The following is an 18,191-nucleotide window of genomic DNA, read 5'->3' on the forward strand; positions in this document are numbered from 1 at the left end:
TTTTGGAGGTACGTGTGATGAGCAGAATTGAAGTGCAGCTGGGCATGTCCCGGCGTGAGTGGACGGGAGCCAGGGGAATGCAGGTGCTGGCTGCTCTGATGTGCCTGGGGATGCTGTCGATTCTGCAGGGTTGCGGCGGAGGCGGGGGTGGTGCGACGACTCCGCCACCTCCAGCGCTGACGATCACGACGACGACTGTGCCGGGAGGTACGGTGAGTGTTGCGTATACGTATACGCTTGCTGCAACGGGTGGTAGCGGGACGGGGTATACGTGGTCGGTGAATTCTGGAACGCTGCCGGCAGGGGTGACGCTGGCGGCGACGGGCGTGTTGAGCGGCAAACCTACGACGGTTGGCACTGCGGCGTTTTCGGTGAAGGTGACGGACTCAGCTGCTCACACGGCCACGGCTTCTTTGAGTGTTGCGATCGCGGCGCAGGGGCCGCTGTCGAACTACGAGTTTACAGGTGATACTTCGCCGGTGCATGATCCGAGCATTGTGCGCCAGGGTTCGACTTACTATGTGTTTGTGACCGATGCGGGCGGACAGCCGGGATTCATTCCGATTCGCTGCTCGCCAGATCGTGTAGCGTGGACGAACTGCGGGTATGTGTTTACCGCAATGCCTTCGTGGGTGGCATCCGCAGTGCCGCTGGCGACGGGGATATGGGCGCCGGATATCTCGTATTTCAACGGGCTGTATCACCTGTATTACGCAGTCTCGAGCTTTGGTTCGCAGGTGTCGGCAATCGGGCTGGCTACGAACACGACGCTGGATCAAACCGATCCCAATTACAAGTGGGTGGATCATGGGTCGGCGGTGCTGCAGTCGACTGCGGGCGGGAACTTCAATGCGATCGATCCGAGCATCCTGGTGGATACGGATGGCTCGGTGTGGATGACGTATGGCAGCTTCTGGAGCGGGATCTTCGAGCAGGAGATTGATCCTGCTACGGGGCTGATCAAGTCGGGCTCGGTGGTGAGTCATCTGGCGGAGCGGGCGGCTAGTGTGGCGAACGATCCGATCGAGGGCTCTTCGCTGATCCATAAGGGGAACTACTACTACCTGTTTGTTTCGTGGGACTACTGCTGCGAATCGGTGCCTTCGCAGAGTGATTACAAGATCGTGGTGGGGCGTGGGACTTCGCCGCAAGGGCCGTTTGTGGATCAGACGGGCGCGGACATGCTGACGGGCGGTGGAACGATTCTGCTGCAGGGCGATGGTGTGACGTGGGCGGGGCCGGGTGGGCAGACGGCTTACATCGATCCGACGGGCGGGGATCTGATTGTGTATCACGCGCTGAACCTTACGCAGAACGGGCTGGACTATCTCTTTGTGCGGTCGCTGAGTTTTGTGAATGACTGGCCAGTGATTGGGGATTCTTCGGTGACTACGCCTTCGCTGACGCCGACAACAACTTCGCTATCGGCTTCTGCGACGACCGTGACGGTGGGGACGGCGGTGACACTGACGGCGACTGTGGCTGCTGGTTCGGGGGCTGTGCCTGCAGGGACGGTGAACTTTACGTCGGGGAGCACGGTGCTGGGGACTGGGACTCTGGATGGAACGGGGAAGGCTACGTTGACACTGAGCTCGCTGGCGGCGGGGACGTATCCGGTGACGGCTTCGTATCTGGGGAGCGGGACGGATGCGGCTTCGGCTTCGGCGGTAGTTACTGTGACGGTGCAGGCGCAGTCGGCGATTTTGACGACTACGGTGGTGACGGCCTCGTATAACAGCCGGTTGCAGGGGCTGCCGTTGACGATCTATGCGACGGTGACGCCTGGGTCGGGGACGGCTGTGCCTGCGGGCACGGTGGTGTTTACGGATGGGACGAACTCTCTTGGCAGTGGTGTGCTGGATGTGAGCGGGCGGGCTACGGTCAATACGACGAAGCTGGCTGTGGGCGCGCACACGATTGCGGCCAGCTATGGCGGAGATACAAAGTTCCAGACGTCCAAGTCGGGAGCCTTGCCGGTGACGATTACTGCTGCCAGCGGGACTACGTATACAAATCCGCTGACGGTGACGGATCCGACGCTGGGGGCGGTTACTAGCTGTCCCGATCCGGCGATGATCAAGGCGCAGGCGGGGACGGTGGATACTTGGTATCTCTACTGCACGGGAGACGCGCATAACAGCAAGGACCTGGTTGCTGGAGGGCTGAACAATCAGCATCTGATCAGCATTTATAAGTCGAGTGACCTGGTGAACTGGACGTATGTGCGGGATGCGTTTACGGCGCTGCCTACGTGGGCGGGTGCGGGTGCTCTGGATTGGGCTCCGGCGATCAAGTACTTCAACAGAAAGTACTACCTGTATTACACGGTGACGACTTCGACTTACACCGGAGGGACTTCCGCGATTGGTGTAGGAACGAGTCTTACGCCGGATGGGCCGTTTACTGATAGCGGCGCGGCGGTGGTGCAGCCGGAGCTGGTGCCTTCAACGATGGACGGCGCGGGCGGATACCGGTGGAACTTTGATGCGGACGAGATCCAGGATGCGAGCGGACAGCGGTATCTGCTGTTTGGGAGCTTCCTGGGTGGGATTTCGGTGCGGAAGCTGTCGGCGGATGGGTTGACGACAGATCCTGCGAGCGAGACGCAGATTGCGCTGGATCAGCGGTACGAGGGCGGGGCGTGGGTGGAGCATGGCGGGTACTACTACCTCTTGGCTTCGGCGACGAACTGCTGTGCCGGGCCGCTGACTGGGTATGGGGTATTTGCAGCGCGGGCTACGACGCCGCTTGGACCGTATCTTGACCAGTCGCTGGTGTCCATGACTTCGACGAATGTGGGTGGGACGCCGGTGCTGGCGATGAACGGGAACACGCTGGTGGGGCCGGGCGGCGGAAATCTGATTACGGATGAGGCCGGGCAGGACTACTACGTGTATCACACGGTGACTCTGGATGCTCCGTATTACGCGGGGTTCAACGGCGCTACGCAGCGGCCGGTGGCGCTGGATGCGATTGACTGGGTGAATGGCTGGCCTGTGGCGCGAGGAGGGTTCGGGCCATCGGATGTGGCGGCTCCGCAGCCGGTGCCGGTGGCACAGCCGGGTGGAACGAAGGAGTATGCGACGACCTTGCAGGTCAACGATGCTCCGGATGTGGCGATTGCCGGGTTGAGCGATGAGTTCAATAGCTCGACGATTGGTTCGCAATGGGGCGAGGTACATTCGCAGCCTGCGCTGACGCTGGCTGGAGGCATGCTGCAGATGCCGACTGTGGGCTTCGATACGACCAATGCGATGGCATCGGTGCCCCTGCTGGCGGAGGCTGCTCCGGCGGGGGATTACATGGTGGAGACGCGAGTCTCGCTGAATGTTCCGACGACAGGGAACGCGGTGGATTACACGCAGGCCGGACTGCTGCTCTACAAGGATGACAGCAACTATCTGCGCATGGATCTGTATGCCAATTCGGATACGCGGCAGGTGGAGTTCATCAAGGGGGAGACGCCGGAGGGCGTGAACTATCCGACATGGAGCGCGACTGATCTGGGGCCGGCCGGGGTGATCTCGGGCACGTTGACGGTGTGGATGCGGATTGTGAAGCGGACTGTGGACGGAGAGGACTTGTATACGGCGTACGACAGTCCGGATGGGTTGTCATGGACCCGGGCGGGGACGTGGACGCATGCGCTGGGGTCGAATGCGAAGATCTGCCTATATGGGGGGAATCGCGCGGGGTACACGGCTAGCTTCGACTACTTGCATGTGTCGACATTGCAGTAAGTAATGCTTGAGAAGTGTGTTGGAATCGAAGGCAGCGGCCCTTGTCGGGCTGCTGCCTTTGTCTTTTAGGGGGGGATGCGATGTCTGGTTCGAGTGCGGTGTTTGATCTGCTGGCGTTGGCGGGGGAGTTTCCGGAGAGAGCGGAGACGATGCTGATTGATACGCGACTGACGGAAGAAGCGGCGGCGAGTGCGCGGATGTTCCGGATTTATCGGGCGGTGCCGGCACATTATCACGAGACTTGCGATGAGTATCTGCTAGTGGTGAAGGGGCGGGCGCGGGTGGTGGTGGAGGGGCTGGAGCCGCAGGAGTTGAAGCCGGGGAAGCTGCTGTTTTTCAAGCGTGGTGTGGTGCATAGTTTTCCGGAGATTCTGGAGGAGCCGCTGGTGGTGTTTTCGGTGGACACGCCGTGGCGTGATCCGAAGGATGTGCATTTTGTGGATGCGGGGTCGGGAACGGCGGCGAGCTTTATTGAAACGATGCCGCGATATTGACTGGCATGTTTGCGGGATTGTGATCTTGCGCGGCTGAACTACTGCTCGAAACGGGCGCCGGGTCCTGGATCCTCGTATCGTGACAGGACTTGATTGCCTGCTGGCGAACAGGGGGGCTTGTGGCTGATGGGGCTCGCCGCCGTTTTGTCGATGGCGATTCAAATGGCAAATAGAGCGCCACCGCATTTTGCCGATGAACTGGATGCAGGATGCAAGTTCTGAATCCGCGAGCACACTCGGTTGGTTGCAGTATGGGTAGAAAGTGGTATTCCCTTTCCCTATGCATTTTTGTATTCCACTCCTAGGGGCTCTCGCTATAGTTTTGGCAGACGCCTTCTGAACGAGAACGGGTAACTGTACAAAGATGCTTCGGCTTAGGGGTGGTATTGTGAGCAGTCAGCAAAAGGCCGGGTTGATCACTGACAATTTGCGGTGGTCTGAAGGTATTGCCATCATTGGCATGGCGGCTCGCTTTCCCGGGTGCCGTTCGGTGGACGAGTACTGGCGGAAGGTGGCGGCGGGGGAGAGCCTGCTTTCGCAGCCGACGGATGAGGAGCTGCGCGCGGCTGGGGTCGATCCGGATCTGGCTGAGGCGCAGCATTTTGTTCGTTCCGGGACGCACCTTGAGGACGCGGAGAGCTTCGATGCGAAGTTCTTCGATATTTCCAAGCGCGAGGCGGAGATTCTGGATCCGCAGCAGCGGATCTTTCTGGAATGCGCTTACGAGGCTCTGGAACACGCGGGGATGACCGGCGACGGAGAGCGGGTGGGGGTGTTTGCCGGGATTGGCATGAATACCTACCTGCTGCAGTTGCTGGGGAACGCGGAGTTTCTGGCTGCGGCGGGCGGATACCAGCTCATGCTGGGCAATGACAAGGACTTTCTGGCGACGCGGGTGGCGTACAAGCTGAACCTGCGCGGACCGGCTGTGGGGATTCAGACGGCGTGCTCGACTTCGCTGGCGGCGGTGCATCTGGCTTGCCAGAGTCTGCTGTCGGGCGAGAGCGATGCGGCACTGGCAGGCGGGGTTTCGGTGATGTTCCCGCAGGTGGCGGGGTACCAGTACATTCCGGGGATGATTCTTTCGCCGGATGGCCTTTGCCGGCCGTTTGACGAGAAGGCGCACGGGACGGTGCCGGGGCGTGGCGCCGGGATTGTTGTTTTGAAGCGGTTGAGCGATGCTATGGCTGCGGGCGACACGATCTATGGCGTGATTGCCGGGTCGGCGTGGAACAACGATGGGTCGGGCAAGGTGGGGTATACGGCGCCGAGCGTTGAGGGGCAGGCTGAGGTGATTCGCGGGGCACATGCTGCGGCGGGGATCACGGCGGATCGCATCGGGTATGTCGAGGCGCATGGGACGGGGACGGAGCTGGGCGATCCGATTGAGATTGCGGCGCTGGCTGAGGCTTTTGGTGACCGGCCGGGTGTGGCGAAGTGCGTGCTGGGCTCTGTGAAGTCGAATATGGGCCACGGGGATGTGGCGGCTGGCGTTGCCGGGCTGATCAAGGCGACGATGGCGGTCTATCACGGGGTGATTCCGCCGACGCTGAACTTTGAGCGGGCGAATCCGGCGTTGGGGATTGAGCAGACGCCGTTCCGGGTGAGTGCGGGAACGGAGCACTGGCCGCAGGGGGAAGTGGAGCGCTGGGCCGGCGTGAGCTCGTTCGGGATTGGCGGGACGAATGTGCATCTGTGCCTGAAGAGTGCGCCGCCGGTTTTGAAAGCGATTTCAGGGGATGGGACTGGGCCGTGGGTGTTTCCGGTTTCGGCGAAGACGGCATCGGCGCTGGAGGCTGGTGTTGGGCGGCTGGCTGGGGCGGCGGAGGGTTTGACGGATCTGGCTGCGGCTGCGGCTACTTTGCAGCTTGGGCGGCGGAAGTTCGGGTACCGGCGGGCGGTGGTGGCTGGGAATTCTGAAGAGCTGGCTGCTGCGCTTGGAAAGCCTCGCAAGGGAGATGGGCCCACTGCCGAGAAGAAGCGGGTGGCGTTCCTGTTTCCGGGGCAGGGGCAGCAGTTTGCCGGGATGGCGTTGGAGCTTTACTCACGGGATGCGCGGTTCAAGGAATTGGTGGATCGCGGGCTGGCCGTGGTGCCGGGTGAGCTGGCCAAGACCATTCTGAGTGTGATCTGTGATGCGGCAGCGGATATTTCCGAGATGGGAACGAGCGTGGCGCAGCCGCTGCTGTTCCTGACCGAGTATGCGCTGGCGGTGCGGTGGATGGAGCTCGGGGTGCAGCCGGATGTGCTGGTTGGGCACAGCCTGGGTGAGCTGACGGCGGCGGCGGTGGCCGGGGTTTTCTCGTTTGAGGACGGGATGCGGCTGGCGGTGACGCGCGGGGCGCTGATGGAGGATACTCCGGCGGGGCTGATGCTGGCGGTGAGTCTGGCTGTTGAGGATGTGAACGAAATTCTGGATCAGGATTTGTGGATCGCGGCGGAGAACGGGCCGAAGCTGACGGTGATTTCGGGGTCGGTGGCTGCGGTTGAAGGGCTGGAGAAGCGGCTCGCCGCGAGGCGCGTCGCGGCGGTGCGGCTGAAGACAAATCGTGCTTTTCATACTCCGCAGATGGCTGAGGCTGCCGGGAAGTTTGAAAAGGCTGTGGCGGCAGTGGAGCGGAAGGCTCCGCGGCTGGCGTGGCTCTCGAACGTGACGGGCGGGTGGATTACGGCTGAGGAAGCGACGAGCGCGCGGTATTGGGCGGACCAGATTACGGCGCGGGTGCGGTTTGCCGAGAATGCTGCGGTGCTGGCCAAGCCGGAGGCGAACTTCTTCCTGCTGGAGGCGGGGCCGGGCGATGCGCTGGCGACGCTGACTCGGCAGCAGAATAAGAAATTGGCATTTGCTTCGAGTCTTGGGGCGCCGAATCGAAGCGGCGATGATGTGCGGGCATTTCTGGAGACGGCGGCGAAGGTATGGGAGTGCGGGGCAGATCTGCGCTGGGAAGAGATGCCGGCGGCTCCGGCGGACCGGCGCATCGCGCTGCCGACCTATGCGTTTGAGCGCGAGCGGTTCTGGGTGGAGGCGAAGCCGGCGGTGCAGGATTCGACTTCAACGGTTCCGGTGAAGGTGCTGGGCAAGCGCAGCGATATGGCTTCGTGGTTTTACGCGCCGACGTGGCAGCGGACACCGGCTGCTGCACTGGTGCTGCAGCGACGGGCTGAGCCGGTGAAGACCTGGCTGGTTTTGGAGGACGGAGGGGGATTCGCGGCGCGGCTGGCGGAGGGTCTGGAGAAGGGCGGGGCGCAGGTGTTGCGGCTGGCGGTTCGCAGGCCGGATGCGGCTGAGTTGCATAGCTTTTTTGAGGGATTCTGGCGGGAGCATCGGGAACTGCTGGCTGGAGCTGCGGTGGGGCTGGTGGACTGCTGGACACTTCAGGGTGAACACGGTGCCGGCGTGGATTCCGGTTTGGATGTGTATGCCGGGCTGCTGATGCTGCTGCAGACGGCGCAGCCGGCGAAGGTGCGGTTTGCGCAGATGGACTTTGTCGCTGGGGGGCTTGCGGAAATTGCTGGCGAGCCGGTGACGGGGCCGGGCCGGGGAGTGCTGGAGGGATTGGCGCGGGTCGCGGCGACTGAGTTTCCGGGTGTACCGACGCGGGTGATCGATCCGGGGCCGGTTTCGGATGCCGAGATTGCGCGGGCCAGCGGACTGGTGCTGGCGGAACTGGCTACGGTCGCTGCGCCGGGGATCACGGTGGCGTTTCGCGGCGGTACGCGTTGGCAGCAGGTCTGGCAGCAGGTTCGGCTCGAAGGTGGACCTTCGAGGTTGCGGGCAGGTGGCACGTATGTGATCACGGGTGGACTGGGCGGGGTGGGATCGGTCTGGGCCGGGCATTTGATGGAGACGTACGGCGCGAATGTGGCGATGGTGGGCAGGTCGGGGCTTCCGGCTCGCGAGGGCTGGGAGGAGTGGCTGACCGAGCATGGTCCGGCAAATGCGACGTCGCGACGGATTGTGCGGGCGAAGGAGCTGGAGCGGCTGGGCGGTCGACTTTTGCTGCTTTCCGCCGATGTAGCCGATGAGGCTGCGATGCGTTTGGTGTGGGATGAGGTCGAGAGCAGGTTTGGCGCGGTGCATGGGGTGATTCATGCTGCCGGTATCGGCGGCGGCGCACGGATTTCGGCGCAGGATGTGCCGTCGGCTGAGGAGCTGTTCCGGCCGAAGCTGGCGGGGAGCCGGGTGCTGGCGGAGCTGGCGGCGGGTAAGGAGATTGATTTTCTGCTGTTCTGCTCATCGATCAGCGCGGTGCTGCCGATTGGGGGCGACTCGGCTTATGCTGCGGCGAATTCATTCCTGGACCGGTATGCGACGTGGTGCCGGCAGCATTTGGGGGTGCCGGCGGTTTCATTGAATCTGGAGGCCTGGCGCGAGGTGGGTATGGCTGCGGAGCGGGAGATTGCTCCGGAGTTTGAGTATGTGCGCACGGAGCGCTTCAAGACGGCGATCACGCCTGCGGAGGGTGTGGCGATCTTCGAGCGCGCGCTGGCGAGCGGTGAGGCGCAAATTCTGGTATCCACGGTTGATCTGCAGGGGCTCTTGCCGGGCGTGGTTGACCGGATGAGTGGCGTGCAGGCTGCCCTTGTGGCTGGGACCGAATTGGATGCGCGGAAACAGCTGACGGCGGAGCAGGAGGGACTCGCCGGACTGCTGGATTCCGTGAACCGGGAAGAGTCGTCAGACGGGGTAGCTACGGAAGAGACTCGGGCGGTGATTGCGATCTGGAAGGAGTTGCTGGGCGCGGAATCCGTGGAGGCTGGGGATAATTTTTTTGAGTTGGGCGGACATTCGCTTTTGGGTACGATGGTGCTGGCGCGGATCCGGGAGCAATTCGGGGGGGAATTGAGTATTCGCGCCATTTTTGATGCACCGACGCCGGAGAGCCTGGGTGGGCGCATACGTGAGTCTGCGCCGACGGTGCTGCGCGCACAGGCGGTGTCTGCGTCGGCTGGTGAAGGGGAAGATCGCGAAGAGTTTGAATTTTGATCCGGTGCGCACCTGCGTCCGTGAGTAGAGGCATTTAGGAGCAGTGGTAGGGTCATGAAACCGTCGGAAGAGCACCACGAAGAGAAAACCCGGGCACAGATCGCGGCCAAGCTGGGAGAGCTGTGGGCGCGCGCTCTGGAGAAGCCGCATGTGGATGAACACAGCGATTTCTATTTCCACGGCGGCGACCATCATCTGGCCCCGGTGATGATTGACTGCATAAATCAAGAGATGGGTCTGGAGTTGACGGTGCGTGACCTGGAGCAGGCGCGGACCATCTCCAAGATGACCGACCACATTTACTTCACGCAGACGCGAATTGACCGTTCGACGGTGGTGCCGCTGCGGAATGTGAAGGGCAAGTTGCCTCCGCTATTCATCGTGCACGGGGTGGGCGGGAATGTGTTGGGGTTCTATTCCCTGGCCAAGTGCCTGGACCCGGAGCAGCCGGTCTATGGGATTCAGGCGCAGGCGCTGTTGCCCGGGCGGCAGGCGGTACTGGGTCTGGAGCAGATGGCGGAGCAGTATGTAGCGGACATGCGGGCGGTGGTATCGCATGGACCATACCACCTGCTGGGCTTTTCGTTTGGCGGTCTGGTGGCGTATGAGATTGCGCAGCAACTGCATGCGGCCGGGTTGGAAGTGGGCCTGGTGGGGATGCTGGATACACGGCAGCCGGAGTGGATGCGCGGAGTAAAGACGGTGGGTCCGCTGTATCGGCGGATTCTGTGGCGGATGCATCTGCTGTATCTGCGCACGCACCGGCGCAAGGGCCGGATCAAGTACCTTTGGCGGCGGCTGCGGGAACGTATGCAAAGAGCCAACTATATCTACGCGGCCAGCAAAGGCGATGGGATGGTGGCAAGCGCGGTGCGCAACGTGCGCGAGATTAATTATGTGGCCGGGACGAGCTACAAGGTGAAGCCGTATCCGGGCAAGCTGACTCTGTTTCGGGCGGAGGAAGATCCGAACGAGCAGAAGCTGCCGTATGACCTGAACTGGGGGCAGTTTGCCCAGGGCGGCCTGACGATCAAGGAACTGCCGGGCGATCATGGACGGATTCTGTACCAGCCCGGATTGGATGCGCTCTCCGCGCAACTGACGGCTGCGCTGCATCGGGCCGATGAGGCGGCCGGGCTGTTTGGGAAACCAGATGCAACAGAGGCAAGGGCTCTCGATGATTCCCTGAGCAACGGAATGCGTGTCACTGAGGCAGATTCCGGGAGAGTCACCATGGAGATTTGAGGTCGTTTCTCCTGTCCTCTGGTATTGCCGGTCGACAATAACTGTCAATTTCTTGCAGAAGTGGGCGAGAATTATCCCAACTCTTGATGCATTCCCGACCAAGGAGCCACTTGCTGCCTACTGCTCTCTCTCCCCGATTTGTCCGCTCTCCTGGTACGCCGGGAAGCGCGTCTGCAACGACGTCTGTTCGGGCGCGGTTGTTCTGTTTTCCCTATGCGGGTGGGTCGGCACCGGTATTTGCTGGTTGGGGCGAGCGGCTGAAGCCGGAGATTGAGGTTTGGGCGGCGCAGCCGCGCGGGCGCGGGATGCGGTTCAAGGAGGTGCCTTGCGTTTCGGTGCCGGAGATGGTGGAGGACTACCTTACGGTTCTGCGGCCTGCGTTGAGCGGAAGCCCGGAGGTACCGTTTGTGTTCTATGGGCATAGTCTTGGCGGGGTGGTGGCTTTTGAAGTGACGCGGCGGCTGGAGGCGGAGGGATTGCCGACGCCGCAGCACTTGTTTATTGGCGCGAGTGCGCCGCCGAAGCTGGGGCTGATTCATCCGCGGATTCTGCATCTGCCGGATGACGAGTTTGTGTCGGCGATCCAGGAGCGGTATGCGGGGATTCCCGCGGCGGTGCTGAGCGAGCCGGAGCTGATGGAGCTGCTGCTGCCGGTGCTGAAGGCGGACTTTGCTGCCTATGAGAACTACGACCATGCGCAGGCGACACCGGTGCATTGCCCGGTGACGGTGTTTGCGGGGCGGGATGACTGGGGGATTTCTCCTGAGATGCTGGGGCAGTGGGTACACCACACGGCGGATGAGTTTGAGATTCACACGGTGGCGGGGGAGCACTTCTTTCTAGCTGTGCCGGAGTCGCGGGATCTGGCTCTGGAGCGGATCCGGCAGAGTCTGTTGCCGGCGAGGGCGGGACTGGCTTCGGCCAGATTGGCGTGATTTGTTTGGGCGGGAAGCTGCTGAAAGATTGAGACAGGGGAATGATGGCATGGGCGCGAAGGGCGGCAACAGAACGGGATCTGCAAAGGGCTTTGTTCATGAGCCGATTGCCATTGTTGGCATTGGCTGCCGGTACTCGATGGCGCGCGGGCCGGAGGAGCTTTGGCGGCTGCTGCTGGAAGGGCGCGATGCTGTCGTGCCGTACCCGGGAGGGCGGTTTCGCGATCTGGACGCTGTGTATGCCGAGCGCGCGGCTGGAAGCAAGGTGATTGCTTCGCACCTGGGTGGATTTCTGCCGGATGTGGACAAGTTCGATGCGGCGTTCTTTGGGATTTCTCCGCGCGAGGCGGCGTATATCGATCCGCAGCAGAGACTGCTGCTGGAAGTGAGCTGGGATGCTCTCGAAGATGCCGGGCAGGTGAAAGAGCAGTATCGCGGTTCGCGGACCGGGGTGTTTACCGGGCTCTGGACGACCGACTACGAAACGCATATCTACAACACGACGGAGAAGCCGGAGTTTTATCAGATCACGGGCGGCAACCGGTCGACGATTTGCGGGCGGGTATCGTTCACGTTCGGGTTTGAAGGGCCGAGCATTTGTGTGGATACGGCTTGCTCGTCGTCGATGGTGGCGATTCACCTGGCTTGCCAGAGTTTGCAGCTGCACGAGTGCGACATGGCGCTGGGCGGCGGGGCGAACATTGTGCTTTCGACGGATGTGACGCGGCTGTTTACCAATGCGGGAATGCTGGCGGCGGATGGGCATTGCAAGTTCGGCGACAAGAGCGCGAACGGGTTTGTGCGCAGCGAAGGCGCGGGGATGGTGGTGCTGAAGCGGCTGTCTGATGCGCAGGCTGCGGGCGACTCGATCTATGCGGTGATTCGCGGCGGGTCGGTGAACAACGACGGCAGCAGCAGTGGCTACCTGGTGACACCGAGCCGGGCGGGTCAGAAAGCGATGCTCGAGGAAGCATGGCGGCAGGCTGGGATTACCGGCGCGGACCTGAGCTACATCGAGGCGCATGGGACGGGGACGCAGGTCGGCGATCCGGTGGAGGTTGGGGCGATCTCGGATGCGCTGCGTGCGGGTGGCGTGAGCGAGGAGGTAGAACGTGCGCTGGGCAAGGTGCCGGTGGGGTCGCTGAAGACCAACATTGGGCATACGGAGTCGGCGGCGGGTGTGGCTGGGACGATCAAGGCGGCGCTGATTCTGCACAAAGGAGTCATTCCGGGGAGTCTGCTGCAGGACGATCCCCAACCGGTGCCAAATCCGGCGATTGACTGGGTGGGCGGGCCGGTGGAGATTCCGCGTGAGGCTCGGGAGTTGAAGGCGCGCGTTGACGAGCATGGTGCGCCGAAGCCGCTGGTGGTTGGGGCTAGCTCGTTCGGGCTGACGGGAACGAATTCGCATCTGGTGCTAGGCGAGGTTGCGGCCGGTGCGTTGGTTGAGACGGCAGCGCCTGCTGGATATTTACTGCCTTTGACGGCATATTCGCCGGAGGCACTAAGGCGGAACGCGGAGAACTGGGCGAAGTACCTGGCACAGGATTTTGCTGGCGGGGAGCTGGCTTCGGTTTGTCACTTTGCCGGGGAGCGGCGGACGCATCTGGGGCAGCGGCTTGCTGTTTCTGGACGGGATGCGGCGGAGCTACGGGGGCAGATTGAGGCGTTTCTGGCTGGGGATTCGGCTGCCGGTGCTGAAGCCGGGACAGCTGGAGAGCGTGCGCCTCGGGTGGTGTTTGTGGCGCCAGGGCAGGGCTCGCAGTGGGATGGGATGGCACGGGATCTGCTGCGGGAGAATGCGGCTTTCCGGGAGAGCTTTACGGCTTGTGACGCTGCCATTGCCGGGGAAACTGGATGGTCGCTCATCGAGCGGCTGGGGAGTACCGAGGCGGCACGCTGGTTGACTGAAATTGATTTTGTGCAGCCGGCGCTGTTTGCCATGAGCGTGGCTCTGGCGGCGGTTTGGAAGTCCATTGGCGTGGTGCCGGGTGCGGTGGTTGGCCACAGCATGGGCGAGGCGGCGGCGGCGTATCTGGCTGGCGTGTTATCGCTGGAGGATGCGGCGGCGGTGATCTGCCGGAGGAGCCGGTTGATGCGGCGGCTGAGCGGGTCTGGCGCGATGGCGAGCGTGGAGTTGCCTGCGGCGGAGATGGAGGCTCAGCTGGCTTCGTTTGCCGGGCGAGTTTCGATTGCTGCGGCGAACTCGCCGGGGACTACGGTGATTTCCGGCGATGCCGAGGCTGTGGACCAGTTGCTGGAGTGGCTGGAGCTGAAGGAGATTTTCTGCCGCCGGGTGAAGGTGGATGTGGCTTCGCATAGTGCGCTGGTGGATCCGATCCTGGGTGAGCTGGCGGAGGAGCTGAAGGATCTGCAGCCTCGGGCTGGAACGCTGCCGCTGTATTCGACGGTGTATGCTGCTTACGCCGATGGCGCGGCGATGGATGCCGGGTATTGGGTGCGGAATCTGCGGGAGCCGGTACGGCTGGCTGCTGCGACGACGGCGCTGGTGGGCGAGGGGTTCGATTGCTTTATCGAGTTGAGCCCGCACCCGGTGCTGGTGCCGGCGCTGGAGCATACTCTGCGGGGTTTGGGAACTGGTTCGGCTTCCGCTGGAATTGTGTTGCCTTCGCTGCTGCGCGGGCAGGCGGCCTGGCCGGTGATGCTGCGTTCGCTGGGGCGGTATTGGACGGCGGGCGGGAAGCTGGACTGGGCCGCGCTGCATGGGCGAAGCGGGCTGGCTGCATCGCGGCCTGAGGGGAAGCTGCGGCTGCCGGAGTATGCGTTTGAGCATGAGCGGTTCTGGCAGGAGTCGGACGAGCCGGTAGCGGCCAAGCCGGTGAGTATGCGGCTTAGCCCGATGCTGCTTTCGCGGACGGAGCCGGCGCATGAGCCGGGGACGAGTGTGTTTGCGGTGGCGGCCGATCTGGCTTCTTTGCCTTACCTCACCGATCACCGGGTGGGCGGCGGGATTGTGGTGCCTGCGGCGGCGCATGTTGAAGCTGTGCTGGAAGCGGCGCGGGTGCTGTTTCCTGCCGGGCAGGTTCAGCTTTCGGAGCTGGAGTTCAAGCAGGCGATCTACCTTTCCGAGTCTGAGGCGCAGGAGCTGCAGTTGCTGGTGCGGCGAGTACCGGGGATGCGTGAGCTGTACCGGTTTGCGTTGATGGGGCGGCAGGGCGGCGGGGCAGGTGCGTCTGATGGTGGCTGGTCGGAGCATTCTTCGGGATTGATCGAGCTGGTGAACGAGGCTGTTAAGGCTGCTGTGCCTAAGCTGGATTCTGTTCTGCGGTCGGGATCGAAGGAAGAGCATTACCGCAAGGCTGGGGCGAGCGGGCTGGAGTATGGGCCGGCGTTCCAGTTGCTGGAGAGCTTTACGATCGGGCAGTTCGGTGGTGCTGCCGCGGCCGAGGCTGTGCTGGCGTTAGAAGATGCTGCTGGATATGAGGTGCATCCGGCGCTGCTGGATTGCTGCTTCCAGGTCATGATTCCGCTGCTGCTGAGGACGCCTGGGGTTTCGGCGGATGATGTGTATCTGCCTTCCGCGCTGCGGGAGTTGCGGGTGGTGCGGACGCCTTCTGATTTACCTAAGTCGGAGCGGCAGCGGTTGATCACGCGGGCGGCCTTCAAGGGCTCGGACGCTGAGGCTGGGACCACCGAGTACGACATCGAGCTTTGGTCGGAGTCTGGCGCGCTGTTGGTTGTTGCGCATGGAATGACGGTGCAGCGGGTTGAGTCGCGTGGGCACGAACGGGCTGCGGATGGGCTCTGGAATATGGGATGGGCTGAACTGGGCGAGTTGGCGAAGCCGTCGGTTGGGGCGGCGCTGGGGAAGCATTGGCTGATTTTTGCGGATGCTGGTTGTCGGGCTGCTGCTTTGGCGCAGAAGCTGCTCGATCTGGGTGGGCGAAGCTCGCTGGTTTGGCTGGGCGACACGTTCAGGCCACTGGGCGCGGGCGAGCGGCGGCTGGATCTGCTGGGAGCGGACGAGTACGAGCTTCCGCTGGGCGATCCGGCGGCGGTCGACCGGTTGCTGGGGCTGGTGGCGGCTGAGGCTGGGCAGATTGCGGGAGTTGTCGACTGCTGGTCGCTGGGTGACGGGTTTGAATCAGGGCTGGCAGGCTGGCTGGCGGCGCAGGGAAGCGGATCGAAATTCCTGCCTACGCTGGTGCAGGGGATTACCCGGGCTGGATGGACGCAGGTGCCGCGGCTTTGGATTATGACGGAGGGTACGCAGACGGTAGAAGCCGTTGCTGGTGCAACATCGTTAGCGAGCTCTCCGGCGTGGGGTATGGCTTCGGTGATCCTGTACGAGCATCCGGAGTTTGCTGCGGCTGTGGTGGATTTGAGCGCGGACGGTGACGCGGCTGAAACGGATGCTTTGGTACGGCTGTTGTTTCTGGACGAGGCTCCGGAGGAGCGCGAGGATCGGCTGGCGGTGCGCGGAGAGCGGGTGTTTGCGGCGCGTATGCTGCCTTGCCCTATGCCGAAGGTGGATCCGAAGCCACAGGCGCTTGGAGTCGACGAAGAGTTTCGTGTGGAGACTGGGCGTGGTGGGAGCTTTGAGGCGCTGCCGCTACGGGTGATGGAATTGCCTGAGCCGGGTCCGGGTGAGGTGGCGATTGCGGTTGATTTTGTTGCGCTGAATTTTATTGATGTGACCAAGGCGGCTGGGTTCAGCTTTGGCCTTGACCCGAAGGCCCCGATTGAGATGGGCGGGGAGTGCAGCGGACGCGTGGCCGCTCTTGGCGAAGGTGTGCAGGGGTTAAGTGTCGGCGATGAAGTTGTGGCGTTGACGACTTCGCCGCTGAAGAAGGGGTTGCTGGCTTCGACGGTGATTCTGCCTGCGCCGCTGGTGCTGCCGAAGCCTGCCGGGTTGAGCCAGATCGAGGGTGCCGGGCTGCCGATTGCTTATCTGACGGCGTACTACTCGCTGATTGAGCTGGGGCGGATGCGGCGGGGTGAGTGGGTCTTGATCCACGCTGGCGCTGGTGGTGTTGGGCTTGCGGCGGTTCGGATTGCGCAGGCTGCGGGGGCAAGGATTATTGCTACGGCCAGCTCGCCGGAGAAGCATGCTTTCCTGCAGAGCTGGGGTGTGGAGCATGTGCTGCAGTCGCGGACGCTGGAGTTTGTGGACGGCGTGATGGAGATTACCGGCGGCAAGGGCGTGGATATCGTGCTCAATTCGCTGTCGGGGGACTTTATTCCAGCGAGTATTGAAGTGCTGGCTCCGTACGGACGGTTCCTGGAGCTGGGCAAGCGGGATATCTACGATGACAAGCGGGTGGGGCTGAAGGGCTTCCGGCGGAATATCTCTTACTTTGCCGTGGACCTGGCGGCGATGGTGGAGGAGAAGCCGGAGTATTCGGCGGAGCTGTTTGCCGAGGTGGTGAAGGCTGTGGCCGAGGGCCGCTGGTCAGCGCTGCCGGTGACCGCGTATCCGGCGACTGAGGTTTCGGACGCGCTGCGGTTCATGGCGCAGGGACGGCATATCGGCAAGCTGGCGATTAAGTTCTCCGGTGAGGCGAAGAAGGATTGGCAGGCGTTGCCGAAGCAGGCTGGCTTGTTCTCGCGCGATGCGAGTTACCTGATCACGGGTGGTCTCGGTGGCGTGGGCGCGGCGGTGGCGGAGTGGATGGCTGCGAATGGCGCGGGGAATATCGTGCTGGTGTCGCGGCGCGTTGCTGGCGCGGAAGAGCTGGAAGTGATGCGTCGGGTGCGCGAGGCTGGGGCCACTGTTGAGCATCGTCGGACGGACCTTGTCGATGCGGATGCTGTGCAGGCGCTCGTTGCTGAAATTGGCGCCACGATGCTGCCGCTGCGCGGGATCATGCACGCAGCGGCGGTGATTGATGATGCGCTGGTGGTGGATTTGCGGCCGGAGCGGTTTGACGCGGTGTATGGGCCTAAGATTCGCGGGACGTGGCATCTGCATGAGGCTACGCTTGGGGTTCCGCTGGATTTCTTCCTGATGTTCTCTTCGATTGCTGTGCCGTTTCCGCAGCTGGGGCATGGGAGCTATTCGGCGGCGAACTCGTTTCTGGATTCGTTCGCGGCGTACCGGCGTGGGCTGGGGCTGCCGGCGACTTCGATCAACTGGGGCGGCTGGCGCGGGCTGGGGCTGGCGAAGGAGTTGGGGACGAGCCGGACGATTGGGGGGTACGATGCGGCTGGACTGGGCAGCTTCGATCGCGATGAGGCGTTGCATGTGCTGGGCGAGGCGCTCAAGGCCAATCCGCGGCAGGCGGTGGCGCTCTCGATTGACCGGGATGCGATTGCGGCCAGCTATGAGGTGATTCCTTCGCTGCTGCGCGGCATCGTCGGCGCGGATAAGACGGCCGTTGCTGCGACAGAGAACAAATCTACAGAGTTGAGCGTGCCGGACGAGTTGGCGCAGATGGCGACGGTGGCGGAACGGGCGCAGCGGCTGGAAGAGTTGCTGCGGACGGAGACGAGCCGGGTGCTGAAGCTGGCTCCGGAGAAGATCAAGGCCAATCAGCTGTTTGGGCAGATGGGGATCGATTCGCTGATGGCCCTGGAGTTTATCCGGCGCGTGAATGCTGGGCTGGGGCTGGCGTTGCCAGCTACTGCGGTCTTTAACTATCCGACGTTAACGCAGCTGACGGCGCAGGTTTTGAAGCGGCTGGGGTTGGATGCGGTGCCGGAGCCTGTTGCCGTTCCAGCCGCGCCGAAGCCGGTTTTGGCGGAAGCTGCCGCCAAGAGTCCGGATCAGCTCTCCGATGAAGAGGCTTTACGGGCGTTGATGGAGCCGGGGGAGTTGAGTGGGGACTGA

6 protein-coding genes are annotated in these 18,191 nt (G+C 62.8%); all 6 read left to right on the forward strand.

The features are described 5' to 3' along the window. Nucleotides 1–17: 17 nt before the first annotated feature. The 6 genes from AC5S27_RS00300 (at nucleotide 18) to AC5S27_RS00325 (ending at nucleotide 18,191) form a co-directional block, all read left to right on the forward strand. A complete protein-coding gene (locus AC5S27_RS00300; RefSeq protein ID WP_493932626.1) occupies nucleotides 18–3,740 on the forward strand; it encodes a family 43 glycosylhydrolase in 3,723 nt (1,240 codons plus the stop codon). 80 nt (nucleotides 3,741–3,820) lie between these two features. Further along, nucleotides 3,821–4,234, forward strand: a complete 414-nt coding sequence (locus tag AC5S27_RS00305) for a cupin domain-containing protein (protein ID WP_493932627.1) — start codon at nucleotides 3,821–3,823, stop codon at nucleotides 4,232–4,234. 388 nt (nucleotides 4,235–4,622) lie between these two features. Further along, the gene (locus tag AC5S27_RS00310; RefSeq protein ID WP_493932628.1) at nucleotides 4,623–9,221 is read left to right on the forward strand and encodes a type I polyketide synthase; all 4,599 of its coding nucleotides are present in this window, start codon (nucleotides 4,623–4,625) and stop codon (nucleotides 9,219–9,221) included. A gap of 54 nt (nucleotides 9,222–9,275) precedes the next feature. After that, a complete protein-coding gene (locus AC5S27_RS00315) occupies nucleotides 9,276–10,466 on the forward strand; it encodes a thioesterase domain-containing protein (protein WP_493932629.1) in 1,191 nt (396 codons plus the stop codon). A gap of 110 nt (nucleotides 10,467–10,576) precedes the next feature. After that, nucleotides 10,577–11,401, forward strand: coding sequence for a thioesterase II family protein (locus AC5S27_RS00320; RefSeq protein WP_493932630.1), 825 nt, complete (start codon nucleotides 10,577–10,579; stop codon nucleotides 11,399–11,401). A gap of 28 nt (nucleotides 11,402–11,429) precedes the next feature. Further along, a complete protein-coding gene (locus AC5S27_RS00325) occupies nucleotides 11,430–18,191 on the forward strand; it encodes an SDR family NAD(P)-dependent oxidoreductase (protein ID WP_493932631.1) in 6,762 nt (2,253 codons plus the stop codon).

The sequence above is a fragment of the Acidicapsa borealis genome (assembly GCF_059115245.1).

Bases quoted from the DNA above. Each gene is read 5' to 3' on its own strand.
- AC5S27_RS00300 (WP_493932626.1), top strand. From the start codon at position 18: ATGAGCAGAATTGAAGTGCAGCTGGGCATGTCCCGGCGTGAGTGGACG.
- AC5S27_RS00305 (WP_493932627.1), top strand. From the start codon at position 3,821: ATGTCTGGTTCGAGTGCGGTGTTTGATCTGCTGGCGTTGGCGGGGGAG.
- AC5S27_RS00315 (WP_493932629.1), top strand. From the start codon at position 9,276: ATGAAACCGTCGGAAGAGCACCACGAAGAGAAAACCCGGGCACAGATC.